The sequence below is a fragment of the Pseudomonas sp. MH10 genome (assembly GCF_034353045.1).
Classification (GTDB): Bacteria; Pseudomonadota; Gammaproteobacteria; order Pseudomonadales; family Pseudomonadaceae; genus Aquipseudomonas.
Genome location: NZ_CP133783.1, coordinates 2,651,809 through 2,674,181, shown reverse-complemented (window position 1 = coordinate 2,674,181; position 22,373 = coordinate 2,651,809). Strand labels below are relative to the sequence as shown.

Here is a 22,373-nt window from a genome sequence, read left to right as displayed (position 1 = left end):
AAGGCTTCCGTCCTGACACTCACGCCGCTTCCTGGCAAAATCCCAAAAAATTCAATCCGGCTTGCAGGTCCAGATCCGGCAGGTCGTGGTGCTGGTGCCCGCCCAAGGCGCAGTAGACCAGCCAATGGCGGTCTTGTACGTTGAAGGCGAGTGCGTCGATCAACGCTTCTTGTTCATCACTCTGGGCGATCAGGTACAAGCGGTCCTGGTTTTGTGCATGTAACATATCGGGCTCACTGTAGGTATCGAGGCAAGTATCGAGGAGCCATACAGTGGTTGGTTCAGGTTACGTTAAGGTGACCAGCTATAAATTAAAAATAAGAATCGTCCTTCGTCCCAATGCCGCAGCTTGGCAAAACACGAAATACGAGCAGTCCTCCGCACCGTCCGGCGCCAGATCACTGGCCCTCGAGGCTCTCATGTCGCTGCAGTCGTTTGAAGCTGTTCTCGTGTTTGACTTGGCGCACTGCGTCAACAGCGTTGCCTTGTTGGCGACGGTCCCCGCCGCTTGGTTTCTGCAACTGACACGTCGGCGGGAGCAGCGGGAAGTCGAGCATCTAGCCTCGCTGACTGAGCGGGCCCCCATAGATGAACCCCAGCACCTGATGGACATCTCGACGTTACGCCTGAATCGGTTCAACTACCGCTTTGGCTTCGGCTGCCTGATGGGGGTGTTACTGGTGTCGTGGATCAGCACACGGCTGTGAGGCCTGGCGACACCATCGAACTACAAAAAATGGCGCCCCGTGGGGCGCCATTTTTGTTATTGGCGGAACGCTTACAGCGCCAAACCGGCCTTGACCCGGTATTGGTTACGCACTGGCACTGCGTATTGCAACACCAAATAAGGCCGATGCTCCACAGGGCAGGTGTCCACTCGACGGCGCCATTCCGTTTGGGCTCGGGCCAACTCATCAGCAGGGAAAATCTGTGCAGCAGGCGGCACCGCGAGTGTCGGGTCTGCATCTGCCCACTGCGCATACGCCAGATAGTGCACAGGGAACAGCCGATACCCGCCGAGGATTCGCCGGTCCATTTCGACGGCCAATTGCTTGGTGTCATCGAATGTCTCGGTGATGGGTGCTGCGAAACTCACGTGCACGCGGCCTTTGTAGCCGGTGATGCCCAGAGCGATGCTGACATCATCTTCGCCGGGCACTTTGGTGTAGCTCCCGGTGGTTGCGCGGATATACAGCTCGCGGGCTTTGGCATGGTCACACGGGTCGTACTCGTAGCTGATCGACACTGGCGTCAGGTTCAGCGACTGAATCACGTCGGCGAACGGCTCGTCTTTGCGGCTCATGTGAAACATTTTCAGGATCGCCGATTCGGTACGGTCATCACCGTCCTTGGCGCGGCCTTCAGCCTGGGCGATCCAGATCGATTGGCAGTCGTTGCGAATCGAGTGATTGATGTACGCCGACAGCATCAGGTAGGCCGCCATCTTTTCCCGGCGTCCGGTAATCGAACGGTGCACGATAAAGCTCTTGTTCAGTCGCATCAGGTCGCTGACGTAGGGCTTTTGCAGCAGGTTGTCACCAATGGCGATGCGCGGCGTCGTCAAGCCGGCGTGGTACACGGCGTAATTGACAAACGCCGGGTCCATCGCAATGTCGCGGTGATTGGTCAGAAACAAATAAGCGATGCCGGACTTGAGCTGTTCGACGCCGGTGTAGGTCACACCATCAGTAGCTCGCTCAATAGTATGGTCGATGTAAACCTCGACCTTGTCTTGCAACGTTGCCACCGAATGCACCCCGTCGAACTCGCGGCGCAGCCGATGCGCTATAAGGGGCGTGAGTATCCAGCCGAATGCACTGGCCAGACGGGGGAACCGAAAGTGCGTCAGGATTTCAAGAAGTGCTTTGTCGCTAAGCAGACGCGCCAGTACAGCTGGGACTTCGGCGTCGTCGTAAGGTCGGATGGCATCGAATTCGCCCATCATGCTCTCTTGTTGGAAATCGCTAGTGTAGAGGTAGGCTGGGTCTGAAAAATGCCGTCAAACCCGCTGGTTAAAATGAACCCGCCTTCAAATTGAGGGCGATTATACGCATAACTCTTCTCGGAGACCGCGATGCAGGAAATACAGGCTTACGACTGCCCTTATTGTGGCGAATCGGTGGAGGCCGTACTGGATTTGTCCGGCGGCGATCAGAGCTATATTGAAGATTGCCCGGTGTGCTGCCGACCGATTGTGTTCGACCTGCAAACCGATGGCGAAGAATGGAACCTGGACGTGCGCAGCGAGAATGAATGATGCAGAAAGTCTATGAGCCGGAAAACCTGATGGAAGGCGAATTGCTCCAAGGCATGCTCGCCAGTGAAGGGGTGCAGGCCCATCTGACAGGCCGCCACTTGCTTGGCGGCGTCGGTGAATTGCCCGTATTCGGTTTGTTGGGGCTGTCGGTGGACAATGATCAGGCCGATCAGGCACGGCAACTGATCGCCGCGTACAATGCCGCCATGCCGCTGTCGGGAGATGAACCTGACAATTTTCCTGACGTGCTGGTTTGCTGACACGCGTTGGGTCCCGCTTTCAAAAGAGAATGTACTGCCCTCATGTGTGGACGTTATGCGCTGTTTCGCTGGAATCCCGCGTTTGCGGCGTTGCCCGGTTTTCCTGCTGACCAAAAGGCGCAATGGAATATTTCCCCCACCGACTCGGTGTTGATGCTGCGGGGGACGGACAGCCAGCGAGAAGTCGCCCGTGCACGGTGGGGCCTGACGCCGCCGTGGCTGACGGACCTTTCTCGTACGCCGGCCCATGCCCGCGCTGAAACCCTTGCTGAACAGCCGATGTTTCGCCAGGCCTTCAGGGAGCGCCGCTGTTTGCTGCCCGCCAACGGCTTCTACGAATGGCGCGGCACCACGCGTAAGCGGCCGTTTTGGCTGACGCCGGGTGAAGGTTCGACGTTGTTTTTTGCCGGAATCTGGGAGGCGTATCCGGTTCAGGAACACACCTACCTAAGCGTCGCCGTGGTCACGCAGGCCGCCGCCAGTCAGCGTCGACCGTTGATTCTCGATGCCCAAGGGCAGGCCGCCTGGCTCAACCCGGAAACGCCGATCCAGACGCTGCAAGCGCTATTGGCCAGCCCTCAATCGGCATTGCGCGAACGCGGCTTGGCCAACTTGGTCAACGACCCCAAGCTCAATGCGCCCGAGTGTTTGACGCCGCTTTAGAGCCCCCTGCGCCGACCTACAAGGTTTTCAAGCCGGAATTGATGAATCAATCGCCGTTGTTGTTCGAGGCCTCAGACCCAGCCGCTGACCTGCATGGCCTTGAAAACGGCAAAGGCTGCCAGTATGAAAAACGCAAACGCTGCCAAGCGACGAATCAGGGTCAGGGGCAGTTTGTCGGCGGCGAAGTTGCCGGCCAATACCACTGGAACGTTGGCAATCAACATGCCCGCTGTGGTGCCCAGAATGACCAACCACAAATGGGAATACTGCGCGGCGAGCATTACCGTGGCGATCTGCGTCTTGTCGCCGATTTCAGCGATGAAGAACGCAATCAGGGTCGTGACGAAGGGGCCGAACTTGCGGGCTGAGCTGCCTTCGTCGTCGTCCATCTTGTCCGGGACCAAGGTCCACAGCGCGGTGGCGACGAAACTGGCGGCCAGAATCCAGTGCAACGTGGCATCTGAGAAGAGACTGCCGAACCATGCGCCTACCGCACCGGCTGCTGCGTGGTTCACCAGGGTGGCAGCGACAATGCCGCCAATGATCGGCCAAGGTTTACGAAAGCGTGCAGCGAGAATCAGGGCGAGCAATTGCGTCTTGTCACCGATTTCGGCCAAGGCAACAACAGCAGTGGGGACTAGCAGGGATTCCAGCATCAGGCTTTTCCTAAGGGCGGGTAGACACGGCTATGACACGTACAGCCTCCCCGCCCTGGGTAAGGTGTTCGTGTCATAGGTCTTGTCAAACCACCGATCCGTCTGAGCGGATCTGGGTCGCACGCACCATGGTCTGCTGACCAAGTATGTTGATACGTGCCGGACGAGCATGAAGGCTCGTGGGAGACTACTCCCCTAGGACGGAGCGGATTCTGCCTACACACTTCAGATTCGGCAAGTGCTTATTTCAAGCACGTTTGGCGCGGTAGATGCGAAAACCCTGGCCTTCTGCCTTTACTGCACAGACGCCCAAATGCTCTTCGATCAACGGTTGGTAGCGTAGAAAGCTATTGGCAACCAAGCGCAGTTCGCCGCCGGTTTTCAGATGAAGGCGTGCTTTTCGCAACAAATTTTCCGTTGCCTGGTAGTCAGTGTGGACCCCGACATGGAACGGCGGATTGCTCAGGATGGTGCTCAACCCCATCGGTGCGGCGTCGATACCGTCACCGGTTAATACGTCGGCTTGCAGTCCGTTGGCCGCCAACGTCAGGCGGCTACTGGCGGTCGCGAATGCATCGACGTCCAACAGGGTAACGGTGTTATGTGGATAACGACGCTTGACCGCAGCGCCTAACACGCCCGCGCCGCAGCCGAAGTCGAGGACGTTGCCGCTGGGAAGCTTGTCCAAATGTTGCAGCAGCAGCGCAGAGCCGCGATCCAACCGACCGTGGCTAAATACACCCGGCAAGCTGACCACTTTCAGCGGGCCGTCTTCCATCTCGACCTCGTAATGCTGGGCGAGGCTTTCGAGTTCCACGGCTTTGGGCGCGTGCTCTACCGTGACCAGCCACAGCTGGCAGTGGCGAGCGCTGTCGAGTTTGCGCGGTTTACCGAAGGGGCTTAATTGCTTGGCCGCAGCTTCGATTCCGCTGCGCTTCTCACCGACCAAGTACAGCTCGCGCCCGGCCAAGCGCGACGCCAGTGCGTTCAATACGTAATCGGCCAAGTCCCGCGCTTTCGGCAAAAACACCACGGCGGCGTCGAACGCTTGCTCCGGCGCGTGAACGCCAAAGTGAGTGCGACCTTCAAAGCCTGCATCAAGGCTTGCTTGGTCGCCAGCATGCCAGCACCAACCGTGGGCGTTCGGCAACTTCCCGAGCAGATCATCGGCAGGCAAACCCGCCAGCAGCAACGAGCCCTGAAACAAATCGGCCTGACGGAGTAGTACTTCGCTGCGCGGGTCCATCTTTAGCTCCTGCAAAAGGGGCGAAGTCTAAACGTTTTCGTGGGCCAGCGTGTCAGCTGACGACACGTCGCGGCGTTCCTGCCTGGTGCGCCTGAACGTTTTCAATGAGCTGGCCGACAATCCGTTGGCGCGCCTCGCGACTGCCCCAGGCATTGTGTGGCGTCACAATTAATCGAGGAATGTTACCCGCCAATAAAGGATTGCCATCGACCGGTGGCTCAACCGTAAGCACATCAGTAGCGGCGCCGCCAAGGTGACCGTTGCGCAGCGCATCGGCGAGCGCCTGCTCATTTATCAGGCCGCCGCGCGCGGTGTTGATTACGAACGCATGGGGCTTGAGCAGTGCCAGTTGGTGGGCGCCGATCATGTTTTGAGTGTGCTCGTTGAGCGGGCAGTGCAAGGTCAATGCATCCACTTGCGGCAGTAGCTCGTTCAGCGGCACGCGGTCCGGGCGGGCAGGGCGGCCGGGAATTTGCCCGAGCAGAACGCGCATTCCAAAAGCTTCAGCCAGCTTCGCCACTGCGCCGCCCAGCTCGCCATGGCCCAACAAGCCCAAGGTTTTGCCTTCCAGTTCGACGATCGGGAAGTCCAGCAGGCAAAACTGCTTCGCTTGCTGCCAGCGACCGTGCTGTACAGCGCTCTGATAATCCGGCAGGCGTGTGGCCAGCGCGAGCAGCAACATTAAAGTGTGTTGCGCCACGGACGGCGTGCCATAACCTTGGCAATTACACACCACCACCCCGTGTTCCCGGGCCGCTGCCAAGTCGACGTTATTGGTACCGGTAGCGGTAATCAACACCAGTTTCAGGTCCGGGCACGCAGCGAATGCGTTGGCGTCGATCACGGTCTTGTTAGTAATCGCGACCTGCGCACCCTGCAAACGCTCGATGATCTGCTGCGGCGCACTGCTGCTGTGCAACTGCAAATCGCTGAAGTTTTCCCGCAGCGCACTGAAGTCGAGGTCGCCAAGGTCAAGAGAGGTGTGGTCGAGAAAAACCGCTTTGTATTGGCTGCTCATGTGCTCTGGGCTCCTGGCGAAAGTGAAAGGGTGGCAGAAACGGCGGCAGTTACCTTACCCTCAATGCCTTGTAGAGCCAACTCGTTGGCGACGAGACCTGTCAGACAGATCGCGTCAAACTCTCGCCAGCAAGCTGACTCCTACAAATGGGCGCAATTCATCCTCATGGCACACTTTTGGTTCGGAAAGTAACGTTCGGTCCACGATTTAGTGCGCTTCCCGAGACTCTCCCAGAACGAGCTACAGTCAAAAGCGGTCTCAAGACCTGTCAGGCCTGGGGCCTGGTTACTTTTTGAGACGGTTTTTCTCAGAGTTGGCGTTTAAATTGCTAGTACCTGTATGTACAAGCATAGGGGACCACAGGTTGTGGTGTTTTATGCACCACGTTCTCATTTGGCTTAGGCGGGAAGGATGACGATGTCGAAGAAAATCAGTTGGTTTGGATTTGTAGCTGTGAGTGCAGCGGCACTGGCGTTTATGCCGGTTGTGCATGCCAAAGACTGGACGTCGGTGAACATCGCCACCGAAGGCGCGTACGAGCCTTGGAACCTGACGCTGCCGGGCGGCAAGATTGGCGGTTTCGAGCCTGAGCTGATGGACATCCTCTGCCAGCGGATGAAACTGAAATGCAACGTGGTCGTGCAGAACTGGGATGGGATGATTGCCAGCCTGAACTCGGGCAAGTTCGACGTGCTGATGGACGCGATCGTGATCACGCCAGAGCGCCAACAAGTCATGGCCTTCTCGATTCCGTATGCGAGCACCCCGGCGAGCTTCGTCGCCCTGGACGCAAAACTGCTGCCGGGTAAAACCGGTCAGGCAGACGGCATCACATTGGGTACCGATGCTAAAAAGGTCCGCGCCAGTGTTGAAGATTTGCGGGCTGCGCTGAAGGGCAAAACCATCGGTATTGCATCGGGCACGGTCTACACCCCGTTCATTGATGAACAGTTCAAAGACGTCGCCACTATTCGTGAATACAGCAGCTCGGCAGAAGCGATTCTAGACTTGCAGGCTGGTCGAATCGATGTGGATTTCGACGACGTGACCTTCTTGAACTCACTGATGGACAAGCCGGAAAACAAAAACCTCGCCTACACCGGTCCACAGATTGCCGGCCCGATTTGGGGCGATGGCGAAGCCTTGGGTTTCCGTCAGAAAGATGCAGATTTGAAAGCCAAGTTTGATGCTGCGCTGAAAGAAGCATTGGCTGACGGCACAGTTAAAAAGCTCAGCGAAAAGTGGTTCAAGCTGGATTTGACTCCGAAATCGTGAGGCTGGCGTACCTGGCGCCTTAACGGCGCCGGGATTCAAATAAGCGACTCGCAGGAACCTGTATATGAATCTCTTGCAGATGCTGAGCTTCGGTGAGACGGGTTGGGGCATGGCGTTGCTCAAGGCCGCTGGCACCACACTGTTGTTGACGCTGGCGGCATTGTTGATCGGCGCATTGATCGGCGGTGTGATTGCCGCGGCGAAGCTATCCCGTCGACGCGTGTTTCGGGGCTTGGGGGATCTGTACTCGATTCTGTTCCGTGGCATTCCCGAGCTGTTGGTTATCTATTTGTTCTATTTCGGCGGCGCAACCGTGGTGTCTGCGGTCGGCCACTGGTTTGGGGCTGACGGTTACATTGATGTCCCACCGTTTCTGGTGGGCGCCATTGCAGTAGGACTGATCTCCGCGTCGTATCAGGCGGAAGTCTATCGCGGCGCCTTCATTGCGGTGCCCAAGGGTGAGCTGGAAGCCGCGTTGGCCATTGGCATGACCAAAGCCATGCGCATCAGGCGGGTATTGATCCCGCAAATCATGCGTTACGCGCTGCCGGGTCTGGGCAACGTGATGCAAATGAGCCTGAAGGATTCGGCGCTGATTTCGGTGATCGGTTTAGTTGAGTTGATGCGCGCCAGCCAAGTCGCGGCCGGTTCGACCCGGCAATATTTTACGTTCTACATCGTTGGCGGCGCGCTGTACCTGGTCCTCACCGGGCTCTCGGGTCGCATTTTCAATATCGCTGAAGCTCGCGTGCGCCGTACCCAGCGCCGCAGCCCTACACAGTCTTGAGGCAGGAGAATATCCCATGATCGATTTCGCCTTTCTCGCCGACACCATGCTCAAATTGCTGGCCGCTCTGCCCACCACCCTGACGTTATTTTTCTGCTCGCTGGTGCTGGGCCTGACCCTTTCCCTAGGCATCGTCGCCATGCGTGTAAGCCGCTGGGCCATCCTTAGCTACCCGGCACGTTTCTACATCATGATCTTTCGCGGTACGCCGCTGCTGATCCAGATGTTCCTGATCTATTACGGCCTCGGTCAATTTCCGGCGGTTCGCGACAGTTTCATGTGGGTAGTGCTGAAATCTCCCTACGGGTGCGCGGTACTTTCCCTCGCCATGTGTACGGCCGGCTACACCGCTGAAATCATCCGGGGCGGTCTGCTCAGCGTGCCCCATGGGCAGATCGAAGCGGGGCAGGCCATTGGCATGTCGCCGTGGGCCTTGTTGTATCGGATTATTGCGCCGGTGACATTGCGTCAGGCGCTGCCGGCGTATTCAACGGAAGCAATTCTGCTGGTCAAATCCACCGCGCTGGCCAGTCTGGTCACGGTGTGGGACGTCACCGGCGTCGCTCAGCAAATCATCCAACGCACCTACCGGACCATGGAAGTGTTCCTCTGCGCCGCGTTGATTTATCTGGTCCTGAACTTTCTGGTGGTGCGTGCGGTGGCCTGGATCGAGCACCGTCTTTCGCCTCATCTTCGTGAACGACCTGCGGGGGCTTCGCCGAAAACGCCTAAATCAAAGACGGCCGTTACATCACCCACTCATCCCTAATTCGCTGCGGAGCTGGTCATGACGTCTCAATCAAACACCGCCCTGTCGGTGAGCAACATTCAAAAATCCTACGGCTCAGCCCACGTGCTCAAGGGCATTTCCCTGGACGCGCACAAAGGCGATGTGATCTCGATTCTTGGTGCCAGCGGCTCGGGCAAAAGCACCTTTTTGCGCTGCATCAATCTGCTGGAAACCCCAGACGAAGGCTCTATCAGCCTGGACGGCGAGGCGATTGAAATGGCCCGTCACCGCGATGGCCGCCTGCTGCCCAGTAACGCCCGCCAGGTTGAACGGATGCGCAGCCGCTTAGGCATGGTGTTTCAGAACTTCAACCTGTGGTCGCACATGACCGTGCTGCAAAACGTCATCGAAGGCCCGATGCGTGTGCTCAAACGCCCGCGTGCCGAGTGCATCGAAGACGCTGAACAGTTGCTGCACAAAGTCGGCCTGTATGAGCACCGCGATTACTACCCCGCGCATTTGTCCGGCGGCCAGCAACAGCGCGTGGCCATCGCCCGGGCCTTGGCGATGAACCCGCAAGTCATGCTGTTCGACGAACCCACCTCAGCCCTCGATCCCGAACTGGTGGGCGAAGTGCTGCGGGTCATGCGCTCATTGGCCGAAGAAGGCCGGACGATGTTGGTGGTGACTCACGAAATGGGCTTTGCACGCCATGTGTCGAACCGGGTCATTTATATGCACGGCGGGTTAGTTGACGTACAAGGCACCCCGGCTGAGCTGTTTGAAGGCCTGCCGACTGAGCGTTTCCGTCAGTTCGTTTCCAGCCATAACCAGCGCAACACCGACTGATTGTGCGGGCAGGGCGCGGGTTTGATTGCCCGCACCTGCTTCGCTCCATTGCTGCGCAACTGTACCTATGGCACCGAGCAGTGAAGGCGTACTGTGGCGAACGCTTTACTGTTTGCTCACAAAATTTACGCTCGATGCGGAGGCTCCCATGTACTGGACGGAATTTTTAACCGTTGCCCTGATTCACCTGCTCGCCGTCGCCAGCCCCGGCCCGGATTTCGCCGTCGTGGTCCGCGAAAGCGTCACCCACGGCCGCAAAGCCGGCACCTGGACCGCCATGGGCGTCGGCACCGCGATTTTCCTGCACGTGGGTTATTCGCTATTGGGCATCGGCCTGATCGTTTCGCAATCCATCGTCTTGTTCAACGCCCTCAAATGGGCCGCCGCCGCGTACTTGCTGTACATCGGCATCAAAGCCCTGCGCGCCAAACCCGCCAGCGCCACCGACGCCCCGATCAAACTGCCCGTGGGCGAACGCACCGCCCGCGGTGCCTTCACCAGCGGATTCGTCACCAACGGCCTCAACCCCAAAGCCACATTGTTTTTCCTCTCGTTGTTCACCGTCGTCATCAACCCGCACACCCCGCTGGTGGTGCAAGCGGGCTACGGCCTCTACCTCGCCCTCGCCACCGGGGTGTGGTTTTGCCTGGTAGCGCGGTTGTTCAGCCAGGAACGGGTGCGTGCAGGGTTTGCACGGATGGGTCACTGGTTTGATCGGACCATGGGTGTGGTCTTGGTCGCGTTGGGGGTTAAGTTGGCGTTTACTTCGGTGCATTGAGGGGGGACGGGTCCATTCACAGGCAAGTCGGACTAGGGCCAGGCCGCATGTAGGAGCGCGCTTGCCCGCGATCGGCTGCGCAGCAGTCGTAAAATCCCGGCTGTTGTTTCGTTGGGAAAATAGACCGTCTCTCTCATGCTGAGTAACATTATTCTTCGAATTTTTAAACGTAATGTTCGAATCGGCGCTCCGTCAGCGCCGTTTATTATGCGTATGCATTAAAATAACTCTTACCGTTTTCAAATAAGTGGCGGTGCAGTGTATGAAACCGATTTCCACTCAATCCTTTCCTATAGTAGTTATTCGCAGGCGTAGTTCGCAACCACGTCCGCTATCGTTTTTTGTTGACTTCCAATTGTCGCGCGTCCTGTAATTTAAGATATGCTTTGATGCTACTTGCGTCCTTAAGACTACAGGAAATTCGTTTGTTGTTTTCTAAATCCATACCGTCAAAGCAGTTTTGCAGTTTTGCAGTTTTGCAGTTTTGCAGTTTTGCAGTTTTGCAGTTTTGCAGTTTTTCATCTTGGTGGTCTCCTGGAAAGAAGGCAAGCCCCAAGTGCCCGTTTTCTTTTATTAAAGGAAACTCAGTTACGGAATAATAGAACCCTTCATATGATCTGCCAGATCTCACATCTTTAGGGAAGGTCTGAAATAAGACCTTCTTTTTCTGGCAAATCGGGCGTCAAGCGCTCCGAAAGAAAGTACTTCACTGAAATTTCGAAAATATCGGCTTTTATTGATGAATAAGCCGGTTTTAAGCACTTATTAACCCTTAATTTCCATACTGCGGACGCACCTGTCCTATAGGCTCCATCAAATGTCGGCGCGACATCCACAGATTCGACAGTGCAAACAGTGTCACCAACTGCGCCGTGTTCTTTACCAACCCGCGAAACCGCACCTTGGTGTAACCAAACTGGCGCTTGATCACCCGAAACGGGTGCTCAACCTTGGCCCGAGTTTGCGATTTGGCGTATTCAATCTTGCGCAACGCACGGCCAATGACGCTTTTTTCTCCATGTTTGCGGCGGCTGCTGGGCCTGGCGGAGATCGACCAGATCATCTCGCGCCCCTCATGTTCAAGCCGCTTTTCTACGCCGGTGTAGCCCGCGTCGCCACAGAGATGGGTCTCTTCGCCGTGCAGCAACTGATCGACTTGAGTGACGTCCGCGACATTGGCTGCCGTGCCCACCACGCTGTGCGTCAGACCCGTATCAGCGTCTACTCCGATGTGCGCTTTCATCCCGAAAAAATATTGATTACCTTTCTTGGTCTGATGCATTTCGGGATCGCGTTTACCCTCTTTATTCTTGGTCGACGTCGGCGCATGAATGATCGTGGCATCAACAATTGTGCCCTGACGAAGCATCAAACCTCGGTCTCCCAGGTAGCCATTAATGACCTCCATGATTCCCCCTGCAAGATGGTTTTTCTCCAGCAGGCGACGGAAGTTGAGAATCGTGGTTTCGTCGGGAATGCGTTCCAGATTCAACCCCGCGAACTGGCGCAGAATCGTGGTCTCATAAAGAGACTCTTCCATTGCTGGATCGCTATAGCCGAACCAGTTCTGCATCAGGTGCACACGCAACATGGCCACCAAGGGATACGCCGGGCGGCCCCCTTCGCCTTTTGGATAATGCGGCTCGATCAAGGTGATCAACCCCTTCCAGGGGACGACCTTGTCCATCTCGCTCAGGAAAATCTCACGGCGGGTTCGCTTACGTTTACCGGCGTACTCGGCATCGGCGAAAGAAATTTGCTTCATGGGGGGGCAACCGCTCGGCTCATGTGATGGGGGACATTTCACCAGATTTGAAAACCTTTTTCAGAGTTTCCTTAGATATGATGAAAAGTGATTCCCCCCTATTCCGGATGCCTTCCAAGTATAGAAAAAGACTGAAATGATTTCATCGGCTTCTAATTTCCATACATGCCGAAGCTGATTGGATAAAGGGAAGTAATAATAGATATCCCCCTGAGCAACATTGTGTGAAGTGATTAAATTTTTAAATTTGTTAAAATAAGAAAACCACTATCTTGTCGTCGCCGCGTGAAGCTATTACAGGCGGGTGCAGTTCGCCTGTATAATGATGCTCCTCAGAGTTCGATCCTAGAACTATGGGGGTAATGGAAAAACTCAGTAATAAAGTTAAGATAAGCTTAAAATTTTTCAAAGATGTTATTCTCGCCGTAGATCCTGACAAGTTTGCTTTCCGCAAGGCGCAGCTACTCGTAAATTCGTTGATTGCTTTGGTGATAGCGTCTACCTGCTCAGCGGCTGATCCAGGACGGGGTAGGCTAAATGGTTTTTGGTTGATGAGAAATTTCATCTGTAATGATCTAACATTAGCACCCATGTAAATCATCACACTTCAACCACCCGCTAATGTTTAATTCTTAAGATTTCACCAACACCCAGCCTGCCTCTAAGAAATCCTTCCGAGGTCAAAACGACTTCGCAATCTTTAGCAACTTAAATTTACTCAGTTGATGCGTAATAGGTCAGAAATAAGAACAAATTCCATACCCCCCAAAACAACCGTTAAGGAAGATTCCATATTATTGGTAGTTTGCTTTAAGTAAAAACACTATTCACCATTTTAAATATATGGAGCTATTAGCAAATTAAATTACGATCCAATCGGCAACTGAAATAAGGATCCTCGCCGGGGCTACATAAAGTTCGTCGTCAGCATGCACCGGCAACAAGAATAATAACCAGAATGAACTCAGCAATATATTTGAGCTTGTCTTCCACATTCGACCTTCTCGGAATCCAAAATTAATTAATAATTTCCAAGTCGCTCTCTTTTATCCAGCGTGATATTGAACGGCCATTGATGTTTTCATACCGTACATAGAACCACGATTCAGCCTTCTCTGAAAAATAACCACTCAGAAATATCTCGTCACCAATTATTAAGTATGCTTTAGTGCGATGTTTGCTGCTAGGAGAAGAGTAAAGGCTAGCCCTTTCGGATAATACTTTAGCCTTTTTTAATAAGCGTTCCTGAAAGTTATCATTACTGGTAACTAACATTTCCTGCTTTCCTTTTGCCGTATACAGTGTACGATTGATGTAGTCGCAATCTAAGCATTCGTCTCTTATATAGATATGGAAGACCCCATCTTTGATGCGATAAATATCTTCAAACCATTTGGCACCTGTGCGATAAGTACTTATAAGATACTCATGTTCTAGTCGATAGTTGCATAAAGAGTCAATGTTTATTGCTGACAGTGTTCGGGCATGACGATCAACGCTATAGGCGACAGAGCATAAATTCACGTCTCCAGTACGCGTCAATATAATATCTAAGTGACCATCAAGATTGATATCAACCAAAGATAGGGAGCTGTCATTCCATTCATCCAAAAAAACGTTGGATAATTTCAACGGTTCACACGTTATAATATCGCAGGATAATATCCTGACATTTGGATAGTCAACGATCAAGTTAGAGACCATCGGTGTATTTCCCGCAATCGCAAATCGACTGATGAAAAGAGTGAATACGATACTTAGTCGCAGCACTGCGCTCCCATTTGCTCTCAAAGCTTGAATGATCCCTGCTACAGTATTCACTCTAAGCTCCATTCTTGTTTTATCAACTTAAATATTTTTTCCCTTTCTTGCAATCCATTGCGCCCACCATTCACTGCAAGAGTCACTAATTCAACGTTGCTGTTTTCGTTATCAATTAAAATATTGATATCTCCGCGAGAATTATGCTTGGAGTATATCGCACCACTGTATCTCCAATACCAACAAGATACGTCTATTGCGTTAAACATATCTGCTCCAATTTCGTCTGGATTGGCGACAAAGTCTACACCTCTAAAATCGGAATATCTTTGATAATTATTTTTCCATGTTAGTTGGATTAATCCCCTCCCTCTATATCGTGGACCATCCCCGATCACGGAGTTACCATTTTTTTCAGCTGCGGTATGACGGCCAGGATTGTATCCTTCACCTGATGCGAACTCTATTGTTGTTTCAAAGTGTGCAGATTCATGAAAGCACTGCGCAATAAAATGGGCTCGTTGATAGCCGCTATTGATACCATATTTGCTGAGCGCCTTATTTAATAGTTCGACAAATTTATATTTGTCAAAATTAAATAGGTTAGGGTAGTTTGCTTTAAATATTTCCCTAAAGGTTTTGTCTCCGCCAACACCAGTAAACCAATCCCCCGTCTTCCCTAACACTGTTTCTAAAAAATCGACAGTAAACTCGTATCGACGCATCGGTGAGATAGCCCCAACAAACTCCACCGGATGAAAATAAGAAACCCATCCATCCTTGGGCAGTCCAACCTTCTCCGCTACTTCATCCCAAAACACCAAGTTATTAATCCGCTCACTCTCATGCCGCAGCCACTCAGGGTCGTGACTCAGACGGTCCCGAAACGCTTGCCAGTTGGCAGCGTCGGCGGTGGTTTGCCATTCGGTGTGGTGGTGGGTGATGAGTTTTGACCAGCGATTTCTGAACCCGGGGTTTCTCAGTGTCAGCCGCAGTTCTTCGGCGCTGACATCTCCGTCGTGATTGACGTCGGCCAAAGCGTGCAGGTGTTTATAGAAATTACACACCTTCCCCGAAATCAACGGGCTACAGGTATTGGCACCTTGCTCGACCACTTGGAAGCCGAGCGCTTTGAGGTTGTATTGGCTGACGATCTGGGCCTTGGTCGTGCCGTCCTGTACACCCTGTTTACTGATCAATGCTTCAAAGTTACGGATCGGCGCCTTGGGGGTGGCGACCTTTTCCTGAACGTTGATCTTGTAGGCGGGAGCACCGTTTTTGTCGTTTACGACCGGCAGCTTGTTCAGGTCAAACACATGGTCTTGAAACAGAAATCTCCGGAGTTCGCTTTCGGTGTCCTGAGCCACGATGTCCGCTTGCAACTTGGGTACGTGAAGGTATTGCTTGCCCTGTTTAAGGCCCGCTTCGTTGCTGAGAAAAGCGTCGAGGTTCGGGTCGCAGGTGAAGACTTCCACGTGCACTTTGTGTTTGGATGTCTTGCCGGTTTTGGCGGGTGTTTCGTACAACCCCAAGTAACCCACCGGGGCGCCAGCTTTGATCGGGATCGGTTTTTCGGGAACGATAACGCTGTCCAGACCGACCGGCTCAGTGCGCGGAAACTCCAGCTCAATGTCATCCACGTAGGCCCAAAACGCTTGAATGAGAGGCTCGCCTCTGATGGTGGTCGGGGCAATGGTGCAGCGCGCCATGGGCCGTCGGGTGCCATCCGGTGCGTTGACCAACACGGTGTGTGCGTTATCAAAACGAAAGGTATAGCCCGAGGGTAATTGTTCCCGCACGCCGTAGCGGGCGCCCGGTTCGTCGTTCACGGGCGCGCGATGCATGTCCAACCCGTGGAACTGCCGCACGCGGGCTTCAACCATGCCTTGCCAATACACAGGTCGGGCTCGCGCAGGTGGCAGCACCTTGGCCAACAGCAACCGACAGTTATCTGGGGTGATGGGTTGCCCGTGTTGGTGGCTGGCGAACCAGAGTTCTGCACCGGGTTTGAATGGACCGTCGGGTGGTGCCCAGACAAGGCGGCCTTTGGCAAAGCGATAGCCTTCGGCGCCTTCTCGCTCTTCAAGAATGTCGAACACGCTGCCAGCGAGGATCACCCCGATCTTTTTACTGCCGGGTTCACCCAAGGGCACATTGCGGGCTGCGCGGTCGCCGAAACCGACTTGCACGCGGTTGGCGTAGGTCGGGTCATCATTCGGATAGCGTTCGAAGGGCAGCAGGTGCATGTACAGGCTGTAAAAGGTCAGGCTGTTTTGCTTGCCGTGGTTGGGCCCTTCTTCGGGATTGGGCGGTGACTGATAAGTGTGGCGGACTAGGCAAAACGAGGTGGAGTATTTCAGTTGCAGGCAACTTGCGTCCTGTTCGAACTGGGAATCGAGGTAGTCGGCATTCAAGCGGTATGCGACCACTTCACCGTCGGCGATGCAGCGCACCGGTTCGTTGTGGACGCAGTGCGGGGCGCTTTCATTGCTGATATGAATACCGCCGTGCCAGAAGCCGCTTTTGCTCAATAAGTAGAACCCCGACGTTTCTTTTTCCAGCAGTTGATGCAGTTGCTCGGCGTCAGCAAAGGGTTTGCCATCCGCCTTGCGGATCGGGAATTGAAAGGTTTGCATAGTGAGATTCCGGTAGGTCAATCGGAGAACAGGTTGTCGAGATCGCAGGCTTTTGGGGTGGCGGACGCCGATGCGCGGGAGCTGGCTGTTAGAGGTGTCGCACGCGTTGTCAGATCCTGGCGTGAAACGTCAAAATGTCCTGCGACCAGAGGATTTACCGCGCCTGGCGACAGAGGATTCACGGGGGACCCTGGTATCGGCACACCGCCGGGAAGAATGGCGGTACTGGTAAAAATTCCTGCTGAATTCATGAGGAGATGATGACCTCCGGCCTTCATCGAAAAGCTTTCGCCTGCATCGAATACCAGGTTTTGGCCGCCCGTGAAGTGAACCTCGACTCCGGCTTCGACCACCAGCACTTGGCCTACGCGGGTGTGGCTGTTGTTGGCTACGTTCAGGTTGTCGCCCGCCGCGAGGTTCACTTTGCGATCCTGTGTGACCGTGCGATGTTCGTCGCCCTTGATCACCGTTGTGCTCTTGCCTTTAATTGTTTCCAGGCGTTCATTGCCGACTTCGATTCGCAAATCGTTCTGAACCAACTGCTCCATGTCGCGCTGGGCGTGGAGGTAGATCAGTTCATCGCCGCTTTTGTCATCCAGGTGGAGTTCATTACCAGCGGTTCCATCGGGAGAGCTGCGGCTACGGAAAACGCTTTTGGTTTTGTTGGCCGGCAATTCATACGGTGTGGGATTGACGTTGTTTGGAACGCACCCGATGACAATCGGGTCATCCGGATTACCGTTCATGAAGTCGACCACGACCTCCATGCCCACCCGAGGGAGGACAACGATGCCGAATCCGTCGCCACTAAAACTACCGCGTACCCTTACCCAGCGACTGGTTGGAGGGGGGGTGTCACTGTCATTACGTTCCCAATGGAAGCGGATTTTTATCCGGCCATACTGATCACAATGAATTTCGTCATTTTCGGGGCCAACTACCACCGCTGTCTGCGCACCCAGTACTGTCGGTTTTGGATGTTTGAGGGCTGGTCGAAATTGGACTTTTTCAGGAATAGCCGTGAAGGTATTGCGATAGCCCTGAGCGATACGGCCGGGTTCTAGACGGCTATCAGCTTCAGCGTACTCTTCAAGGATGTGAGGGGCTCGTCCACTGTGGTGTACCGAGCGGAGCACCCAGGTTGCGTTCCAATCAGGGTCGGAATGTGCCTCCATCCGAAAGGGCATAGCGCTGCGTAATAGCGGTTGATCACTCTGACCTTCAGCAAGTTTGAAATCCGCCCGATGCCGCTCTAGCGCCCGGTTTACTCGCACGGAGCCGTCTGGAAGCTTAAAAAATTGGCCAGGATAGATATTGTCTTCCAGGTTCGAAAATACTTCCGAATCCTTGACTGACTCCAACAAGAAGTGCGCTTTTTCGAAATCGTAATCGCGATGAACTACACGGCTGGTGCGTGTTTCAACGCGTACGCTGAAATCCTGAATCACAGGATGTGCTGCGGCCATTCCATTTATAGGGATGAACGGAACCATCAATGGCGACGTGTGCTTACGGTAAAACTCGGTTTCCTGGTCGGCAAAAATCAGCTGATGACCGTCCGGCGAGTGTTCGAAGTAGTAGAAGTAGCCTTCCTCTTCGCACAAGCGGCTTAGAAAGTGGAGGTCGGTTTCCTGGTACTGGACGCAACACTCACGAGGGATTGGTTTTTCAGGACCAATGTTGAATTGCACGTGCGGCCCGTTCAGCAGCCAGTGGCCTTTGAGCACGTCGCGGATCGTTTCTTCGACCGTGAGCCCCTGGAAAATCCGACTATTTTTTGCGTGTTGCAGGTAGCGAAGAAACGGAACGATGACTATCTGATAGTGACTTAGCCGCCTACCAGTCTTCACGTGAGCGATCGAGTAGATGTGACCGTGCAACCCCTGATCACCGAACGATAGATAAGCTTGTTTATGAAGCAGACTTGCCAACTCCCGAGGCGGTCTTTCGGTCACAACGTCGACGACGATCTCATACGGGGCGCTGATTGCTTCCTCAGCCTCGAAGGCTAAAACGAGCAAGTCGCGTTGTTCATTTCCTTGAACACTGAGGCTGAATTTCGGGGCATTGGACATTGACGGGGCTTCTGAGAGGAAGGACCCGGGAAGTGTCCGGTAGCAAAATATAGATATATATACGTCTTTGCTGAAATAGGTTGTAGGGGGATTCCGGCACGAGCGTGGGTAATTTCCTAAGGATAATAACTACAGCAAAGCGGCCCCAAACTTAGGCGCTTAAGCCCGTAAACACCTAGCTGCGGAAAACTCTGGAACGCGCTTGCCCGCGATCGCCTGCGCAGCAGTCGTAAAACCTACGACTCAGTTTTTTCAGTTGAAACCGAGTCTGCCCATTGGGACCGCTTCGCGCTCCCACAGTTTGAATATCGACGGTATGGCCGACACACCGCCTCGCCAACACGTTGGCTCCTGCAAATTGTGCGTGACCTCAACAAATCCGGCATTCGAAGTGGCCACAGGCCGCTATCCACATCAACCCCTCAAATCATCCCTTCGGCTGATTTAGCTGGCGAGCAACGTCTCTACAGTGCATATTTTTCAGCCACGCCTGTGCACTTATAAAAAGGAACTCGTATGTTGCAGACTCGTGTCATTGCGCCAGCTGATGGTGCCTATCAATACCCGCTGTTGATCAAGCGGCTGTTGATGTCAGGTAGCCGCTACGAAAAAACTCGCGAGATTGTTTACCGCGATACGTTGCGCTACAGCTACCCAACCCTTAACGAACGTATTGCGCGTCTGGCCAATGTTTTAACGAACGCCGGGGTGAAGGCGGGCGACACGGTGGCGGTGATGGACTGGGACAGTCACCGGTATCTGGAGTGCATGTTTGCTATTCCGATGATTGGGGCGGTGATTCACACGATTAACGTGCGGCTGTCGCCGGAACAAATCCTCTACACCATGAACCATGCGGTGGATAAGTTCGTGCTGGTCAACAGCGAGTTCGTGGGGCTCTACAACGCGCTGGCGCCACAGCTGACCTGTGTCGAAAAAACGCTGTTGCTGACCGATGCTCCCGAGAAAACCGCTGACTTGCCCAACTTGATCGGCGAGTACGAAGCGTTGTTGGCGGCAGCCAGTACCCACTACGAATTCGAGGATTTTGACGAGAACTCTGTCGCGACCACCTTCTACACCACCGGTACGACCGGTAACCCCAAAGGCGTGTATTTCTCGCACCGGCAACTGGTGCTGCACACCCTGGGGGTGGCGACGATCATGGGCTGCATCGACAGTGTGCGCTTGCTTGGCACCAACGATGTCTACATGCCCATCACCCCGATGTTCCATGTGCATGCGTGGGGCGTTCCGTATGCAGCGACGATGCTCGGGCTCAAGCAGGTTTATCCGGGTCGTTACGATCCCGAGTTATTGGTGGCGTTGTGGCGCAAGGAAAAGGTGACGTTCTCCCACTGTGTGCCGACCATTTTGCAGATGGTCCTCAACGCCAAGTCGGCGCAGGACGCTGATTTCACCGGCTGGAAAATCATCATCGGTGGCAGTGCGCTCAATCGCACCACCTATGAAGCGGCCAAGGCCAAAGGCATTCAACTGACGGCGGCTTACGGCATGTCCGAGACTTGCCCGTTGGTGTCCGTGGCGCATTTGAATGAAGAAATGCTCGCGGGCAGCGACGACGAGCGCACGACCTACCGAATAAAAGCCGGCGTGCCGGGGGTGTTGGTCGACGCGGCCATCATCGACGAGGCGGGTAATTTTCTACCCGCTGATGGCGAGACCCAGGGCGAGTTGGTCCTGCGTGCGCCATGGCTGACGGAAGGCTATTACCGTGAACCGGAAAAAGGCGCGCAGCTGTGGGCCGGAGGCTGGTTACACACTGGCGACGTCGCCACACTCGACAGCATGGGCGTGATCGATATCCGTGACCGGATCAAAGACGTGATCAAGACCGGTGGGGAATGGGTGTCGTCATTGGCCCTTGAAGACTTGGTCAGTCGTCACCCGGCGATACGCGAAGTCGCGGTGGTGGGGATTGCCGATCCGCAGTGGGGCGAGCGGCCGTTTGCGTTGTTGGTCATTCGCGATGGGCACAGCATTTGCGCCAGGGAGTTGAAGGATCACTTGAAACCCTTCGTCGAATTGGGGCACATCAACAAGTGGGCAATCCCCAGTCAAATAGCCCTTGTTACTGAAATTCCCAAGACCAGCGTGGGCAAGCTCGACAAGAAGCGCATCCGTCTCGATATTATCGAGTGGCAAAAGACCAACAGTACCTTCCTCTCGACACTCTAAGTGTCCATTTGCCGTGCTCTCTGAGCACGGCAAGCCTCCAGCCACGCGTTCGGCGTGCCAATTCTGGTCGTTACGCTTTTGTGTCCGTGCGAAATTCGACTGATGGGTCGAAATAGCTGTGCCAGAGGCGTGGACGCTACAAATCACACTTTAGGGAAGGTCTGAAATAAGACCTTCTTTTTCTGGCAAATCGGGCGTCAAGCGCTCCGAAAGAAAGTACTTCACTGAAATTTCGAAAATATCGGCTTTTATTGATGAATAAGCCGGTTTTAAGCACTTATTAACCCTTAATTTCCATACTGCGGACGCACCTGTCCTATAGGCTCCATCAAATGTCGGCGCGCCATCCACAGATTCGACAGTGCAAACAGTGTCACCAACTGCGCCGTGTTCTTTACCAACCCGCGAAACCGCACCTTGGTGTAACCAAACTGGCGCTTGATCACCCGAAACGGGTGCTCAACCTTGGCCCGAGTTTGCGATTTGGCGTATTCAATCTTGCGCAACGCACGGCCAATGACGCTTTTTTCTCCATGTTTGCGGCGGCTGCTGGGCCTGGCGGAGATCGACCAGATCATCTCGCGCCCCTCATGTTCAAGCCGCTTTTCTACGCCGGTGTAGCCCGCGTCGCCACAGAGATGGGTCTCTTCGCCGTGCAGCAACTGATCGACTTGAGTGACGTCCGCGACATTGGCTGCCGTGCCCACCACGCTGTGCGTCAGACCCGTATCAGCGTCTACTCCGATGTGCGCTTTCATCCCGAAAAAATATTGATTACCTTTCTTGGTCTGATGCATTTCGGGGTCGCGTTTACCCTCTTTATTCTTGGTCGACGTCGGCGCATGAATGATCGTGGCATCAACAATTGTGCCCTGACGAAGCATCAAACCTCGGTCTCCCAGGTAGCCATTAATGACCTCCAGGATTCCCCCGGCAAGATGGTTTTTCTCCAGCAGGCGACGGAAGTTGAGAATCGTGGTTTCGTCGGGAATGCGTTCCAGATTCAACCCCGCGAACTGGCGCAGAATCGTGGTCTCATAAAGAGACTCTTCCATTGCTGGATCGCTATAGCCGAACCAGTTCTGCATCAGGTGCACACGCAACATGGCCATCAAGGGATACGCCGGGCGGCCCCCTTCGCCTTTTGGATAATGCGGCTCGATCAAAGCGATCAACCCCTTCCAGGGGACGACCTTGTCCATCTCGCTCAGGAAAATCTCACGGCGGGTTCGCTTACGTTTACCGGCGTACTCGGCATCGGCGAAAGAAATTTGCTTCATGGGGGGGCAACCGCTCGGCTCATGTGATGGGGGACATTTCACCAGATTTGAAAACCTTTTTCAGAGTTTCCTTAGAGGGATCAAGTGGTTTCTCCTGCTGGATATAGTCATGACAGCGGTCATCAAGAGCGGATTTGA

20 protein-coding genes are annotated in these 22,373 nt (G+C 54.3%); 10 read left to right on the top strand and 10 right to left on the bottom strand.

What is annotated here, in order from left to right:
- Window positions 1-19: 19 nt before the first annotated feature.
- On the bottom strand, window positions 20-226 hold the full coding sequence (locus RHM59_RS11920) for a hypothetical protein (protein WP_322167752.1): 207 nt from the start codon (window positions 224-226) through the stop codon (window positions 20-22).
- 193 nt (window positions 227-419) lie between these two features.
- Between RHM59_RS11920 and RHM59_RS11915 the strand changes: the two genes are divergently transcribed.
- Window positions 420-707, top strand: coding sequence for a hypothetical protein (locus RHM59_RS11915; protein ID WP_322167753.1), 288 nt, complete (start codon window positions 420-422; stop codon window positions 705-707).
- Between the two features lie 71 nt (window positions 708-778).
- On the opposite strand, the gene RHM59_RS11910 is transcribed toward RHM59_RS11915, so the two are convergent.
- Window positions 779-1,942, bottom strand: coding sequence for a 1-acyl-sn-glycerol-3-phosphate acyltransferase (locus RHM59_RS11910; protein ID WP_322167754.1), 1,164 nt, complete (start codon window positions 1,940-1,942; stop codon window positions 779-781).
- Between the two features lie 132 nt (window positions 1,943-2,074).
- Between RHM59_RS11910 and RHM59_RS11905 the strand changes: the two genes are divergently transcribed.
- Genes RHM59_RS11905 through RHM59_RS11895 form a run of 3 tightly spaced genes read left to right on the top strand, consistent with a single transcriptional unit; the run spans window position 2,075 to window position 3,180 of the window.
- Window positions 2,075-2,257 carry a CPXCG motif-containing cysteine-rich protein gene (locus tag RHM59_RS11905; RefSeq protein ID WP_322167755.1) on the top strand — a complete coding sequence of 61 codons (183 nt, stop codon included), beginning with the start codon at window positions 2,075-2,077 and terminating at the stop codon, window positions 2,255-2,257.
- Window positions 2,257-2,517, top strand: a complete 261-nt coding sequence (locus tag RHM59_RS11900) for a DUF2007 domain-containing protein (protein WP_322170744.1) — start codon at window positions 2,257-2,259, stop codon at window positions 2,515-2,517. The genes RHM59_RS11905 and RHM59_RS11900 overlap by 1 nt, the downstream gene beginning before the upstream one ends.
- A gap of 42 nt (window positions 2,518-2,559) precedes the next feature.
- Window positions 2,560-3,180, top strand: coding sequence for an SOS response-associated peptidase (locus RHM59_RS11895; protein ID WP_322167756.1), 621 nt, complete (start codon window positions 2,560-2,562; stop codon window positions 3,178-3,180).
- Window positions 3,181-3,251: 71 nt separating this feature from the next.
- On the opposite strand, the gene RHM59_RS11890 is transcribed toward RHM59_RS11895, so the two are convergent.
- The 3 genes from RHM59_RS11890 to RHM59_RS11880 all read right to left on the bottom strand — a co-directional run bounded on the left by RHM59_RS11890 (window position 3,252) and on the right by RHM59_RS11880 (window position 6,100).
- Window positions 3,252-3,836, bottom strand: coding sequence for a TMEM165/GDT1 family protein (locus RHM59_RS11890; RefSeq protein ID WP_322167757.1), 585 nt, complete (start codon window positions 3,834-3,836; stop codon window positions 3,252-3,254).
- Between the two features lie 247 nt (window positions 3,837-4,083).
- The gene (locus RHM59_RS11885; protein WP_322167758.1) at window positions 4,084-5,082 is read right to left on the bottom strand and encodes a class I SAM-dependent methyltransferase; all 999 of its coding nucleotides are present in this window, start codon (window positions 5,080-5,082) and stop codon (window positions 4,084-4,086) included.
- Between the two features lie 52 nt (window positions 5,083-5,134).
- Entirely contained in the window at window positions 5,135-6,100 is a 966-nt protein-coding gene (locus RHM59_RS11880) for a 2-hydroxyacid dehydrogenase (RefSeq protein WP_322286612.1), read from the bottom strand.
- Between the two features lie 417 nt (window positions 6,101-6,517).
- Here RHM59_RS11880 and RHM59_RS11875 point away from each other — a divergent pair, with 417 nt between their 5' ends.
- From RHM59_RS11875 to RHM59_RS11855, 5 genes are all read left to right on the top strand, one after another.
- Complete coding sequence (locus RHM59_RS11875) at window positions 6,518-7,375, top strand: transporter substrate-binding domain-containing protein (protein WP_322286611.1); 858 nt, start codon at window positions 6,518-6,520, stop codon at window positions 7,373-7,375.
- Window positions 7,376-7,439: 64 nt separating this feature from the next.
- The gene (locus RHM59_RS11870; protein WP_322167761.1) at window positions 7,440-8,162 is read left to right on the top strand and encodes an ABC transporter permease; all 723 of its coding nucleotides are present in this window, start codon (window positions 7,440-7,442) and stop codon (window positions 8,160-8,162) included.
- A gap of 16 nt (window positions 8,163-8,178) precedes the next feature.
- On the top strand, window positions 8,179-8,931 hold the full coding sequence (locus RHM59_RS11865) for an ABC transporter permease (RefSeq protein ID WP_322167762.1): 753 nt from the start codon (window positions 8,179-8,181) through the stop codon (window positions 8,929-8,931).
- Window positions 8,932-8,949: 18 nt separating this feature from the next.
- Entirely contained in the window at window positions 8,950-9,741 is a 792-nt protein-coding gene (locus RHM59_RS11860; RefSeq protein WP_322286610.1) for an ABC transporter ATP-binding protein, read from the top strand.
- Window positions 9,742-9,889: 148 nt separating this feature from the next.
- Window positions 9,890-10,519 carry a LysE family translocator gene (locus tag RHM59_RS11855; RefSeq protein ID WP_322286609.1) on the top strand — a complete coding sequence of 210 codons (630 nt, stop codon included), beginning with the start codon at window positions 9,890-9,892 and terminating at the stop codon, window positions 10,517-10,519.
- A 772-nt stretch (window positions 10,520-11,291) separates the two neighbouring features.
- Here RHM59_RS11855 and RHM59_RS11850 read toward each other — a convergent pair.
- The 4 genes from RHM59_RS11850 to RHM59_RS11835 form a co-directional block, all read right to left on the bottom strand.
- Window positions 11,292-12,284, bottom strand: coding sequence for an IS5 family transposase (locus RHM59_RS11850; protein ID WP_322286608.1), 993 nt, complete (start codon window positions 12,282-12,284; stop codon window positions 11,292-11,294).
- Between the two features lie 1,017 nt (window positions 12,285-13,301).
- Window positions 13,302-14,105, bottom strand: coding sequence for a hypothetical protein (locus RHM59_RS11845; protein ID WP_322286607.1), 804 nt, complete (start codon window positions 14,103-14,105; stop codon window positions 13,302-13,304).
- The gene (locus RHM59_RS11840) at window positions 14,102-16,681 is read right to left on the bottom strand and encodes a glycoside hydrolase family 19 protein (protein ID WP_322286606.1); all 2,580 of its coding nucleotides are present in this window, start codon (window positions 16,679-16,681) and stop codon (window positions 14,102-14,104) included. The genes RHM59_RS11845 and RHM59_RS11840 overlap by 4 nt, the downstream gene beginning before the upstream one ends.
- 17 nt (window positions 16,682-16,698) lie before the next feature.
- Window positions 16,699-18,756 carry a type VI secretion system Vgr family protein gene (locus tag RHM59_RS11835; protein ID WP_322286605.1) on the bottom strand — a complete coding sequence of 686 codons (2,058 nt, stop codon included), beginning with the start codon at window positions 18,754-18,756 and terminating at the stop codon, window positions 16,699-16,701.
- Between the two features lie 516 nt (window positions 18,757-19,272).
- Here RHM59_RS11835 and RHM59_RS11830 point away from each other — a divergent pair.
- The gene (locus tag RHM59_RS11830; RefSeq protein WP_322286604.1) at window positions 19,273-20,955 is read left to right on the top strand and encodes a fatty acid--CoA ligase; all 1,683 of its coding nucleotides are present in this window, start codon (window positions 19,273-19,275) and stop codon (window positions 20,953-20,955) included.
- Between the two features lie 287 nt (window positions 20,956-21,242).
- Here the strand turns inward: RHM59_RS11830 and RHM59_RS11825 are convergent, their stop codons facing one another.
- Window positions 21,243-22,235 (bottom strand): IS5 family transposase, encoded by a 993-nt coding sequence (locus RHM59_RS11825; protein WP_322165339.1) that lies wholly within the window; start codon window positions 22,233-22,235, stop codon window positions 21,243-21,245.
- Window positions 22,236-22,373: the final 138 nt, after the last annotated feature.

What these genes read in the sequence shown, in the direction of transcription:
- RHM59_RS11920 (WP_322167752.1), bottom strand. Translation starts at nt 226, where the DNA reads ATGTTACATGCACAAAACCAGGACCGCTTGTACCTGATCGCCCAGAGT.
- RHM59_RS11915 (WP_322167753.1), top strand. Translation starts at nt 420, where the DNA reads ATGTCGCTGCAGTCGTTTGAAGCTGTTCTCGTGTTTGACTTGGCGCAC.
- RHM59_RS11910 (WP_322167754.1), bottom strand. Translation starts at nt 1,942, where the DNA reads ATGGGCGAATTCGATGCCATCCGACCTTACGACGACGCCGAAGTCCCA.
- RHM59_RS11905 (WP_322167755.1), top strand. Translation starts at nt 2,075, where the DNA reads ATGCAGGAAATACAGGCTTACGACTGCCCTTATTGTGGCGAATCGGTG.
- RHM59_RS11900 (WP_322170744.1), top strand. Translation starts at nt 2,257, where the DNA reads ATGCAGAAAGTCTATGAGCCGGAAAACCTGATGGAAGGCGAATTGCTC.
- RHM59_RS11895 (WP_322167756.1), top strand. Translation starts at nt 2,560, where the DNA reads ATGTGTGGACGTTATGCGCTGTTTCGCTGGAATCCCGCGTTTGCGGCG.
- RHM59_RS11890 (WP_322167757.1), bottom strand. Translation starts at nt 3,836, where the DNA reads ATGCTGGAATCCCTGCTAGTCCCCACTGCTGTTGTTGCCTTGGCCGAA.
- RHM59_RS11885 (WP_322167758.1), bottom strand. Translation starts at nt 5,082, where the DNA reads ATGGACCCGCGCAGCGAAGTACTACTCCGTCAGGCCGATTTGTTTCAG.
- RHM59_RS11880 (WP_322286612.1), bottom strand. Translation starts at nt 6,100, where the DNA reads ATGAGCAGCCAATACAAAGCGGTTTTTCTCGACCACACCTCTCTTGAC.
- RHM59_RS11875 (WP_322286611.1), top strand. Translation starts at nt 6,518, where the DNA reads ATGTCGAAGAAAATCAGTTGGTTTGGATTTGTAGCTGTGAGTGCAGCG.
- RHM59_RS11870 (WP_322167761.1), top strand. Translation starts at nt 7,440, where the DNA reads ATGAATCTCTTGCAGATGCTGAGCTTCGGTGAGACGGGTTGGGGCATG.
- RHM59_RS11865 (WP_322167762.1), top strand. Translation starts at nt 8,179, where the DNA reads ATGATCGATTTCGCCTTTCTCGCCGACACCATGCTCAAATTGCTGGCC.
- RHM59_RS11860 (WP_322286610.1), top strand. Translation starts at nt 8,950, where the DNA reads ATGACGTCTCAATCAAACACCGCCCTGTCGGTGAGCAACATTCAAAAA.
- RHM59_RS11855 (WP_322286609.1), top strand. Translation starts at nt 9,890, where the DNA reads ATGTACTGGACGGAATTTTTAACCGTTGCCCTGATTCACCTGCTCGCC.
- RHM59_RS11850 (WP_322286608.1), bottom strand. Translation starts at nt 12,284, where the DNA reads ATGAAGCAAATTTCTTTCGCCGATGCCGAGTACGCCGGTAAACGTAAG.
- RHM59_RS11840 (WP_322286606.1), bottom strand. Translation starts at nt 16,681, where the DNA reads ATGCAAACCTTTCAATTCCCGATCCGCAAGGCGGATGGCAAACCCTTT.
- RHM59_RS11835 (WP_322286605.1), bottom strand. Translation starts at nt 18,756, where the DNA reads ATGTCCAATGCCCCGAAATTCAGCCTCAGTGTTCAAGGAAATGAACAA.
- RHM59_RS11830 (WP_322286604.1), top strand. Translation starts at nt 19,273, where the DNA reads ATGTTGCAGACTCGTGTCATTGCGCCAGCTGATGGTGCCTATCAATAC.
- RHM59_RS11825 (WP_322165339.1), bottom strand. Translation starts at nt 22,235, where the DNA reads ATGAAGCAAATTTCTTTCGCCGATGCCGAGTACGCCGGTAAACGTAAG.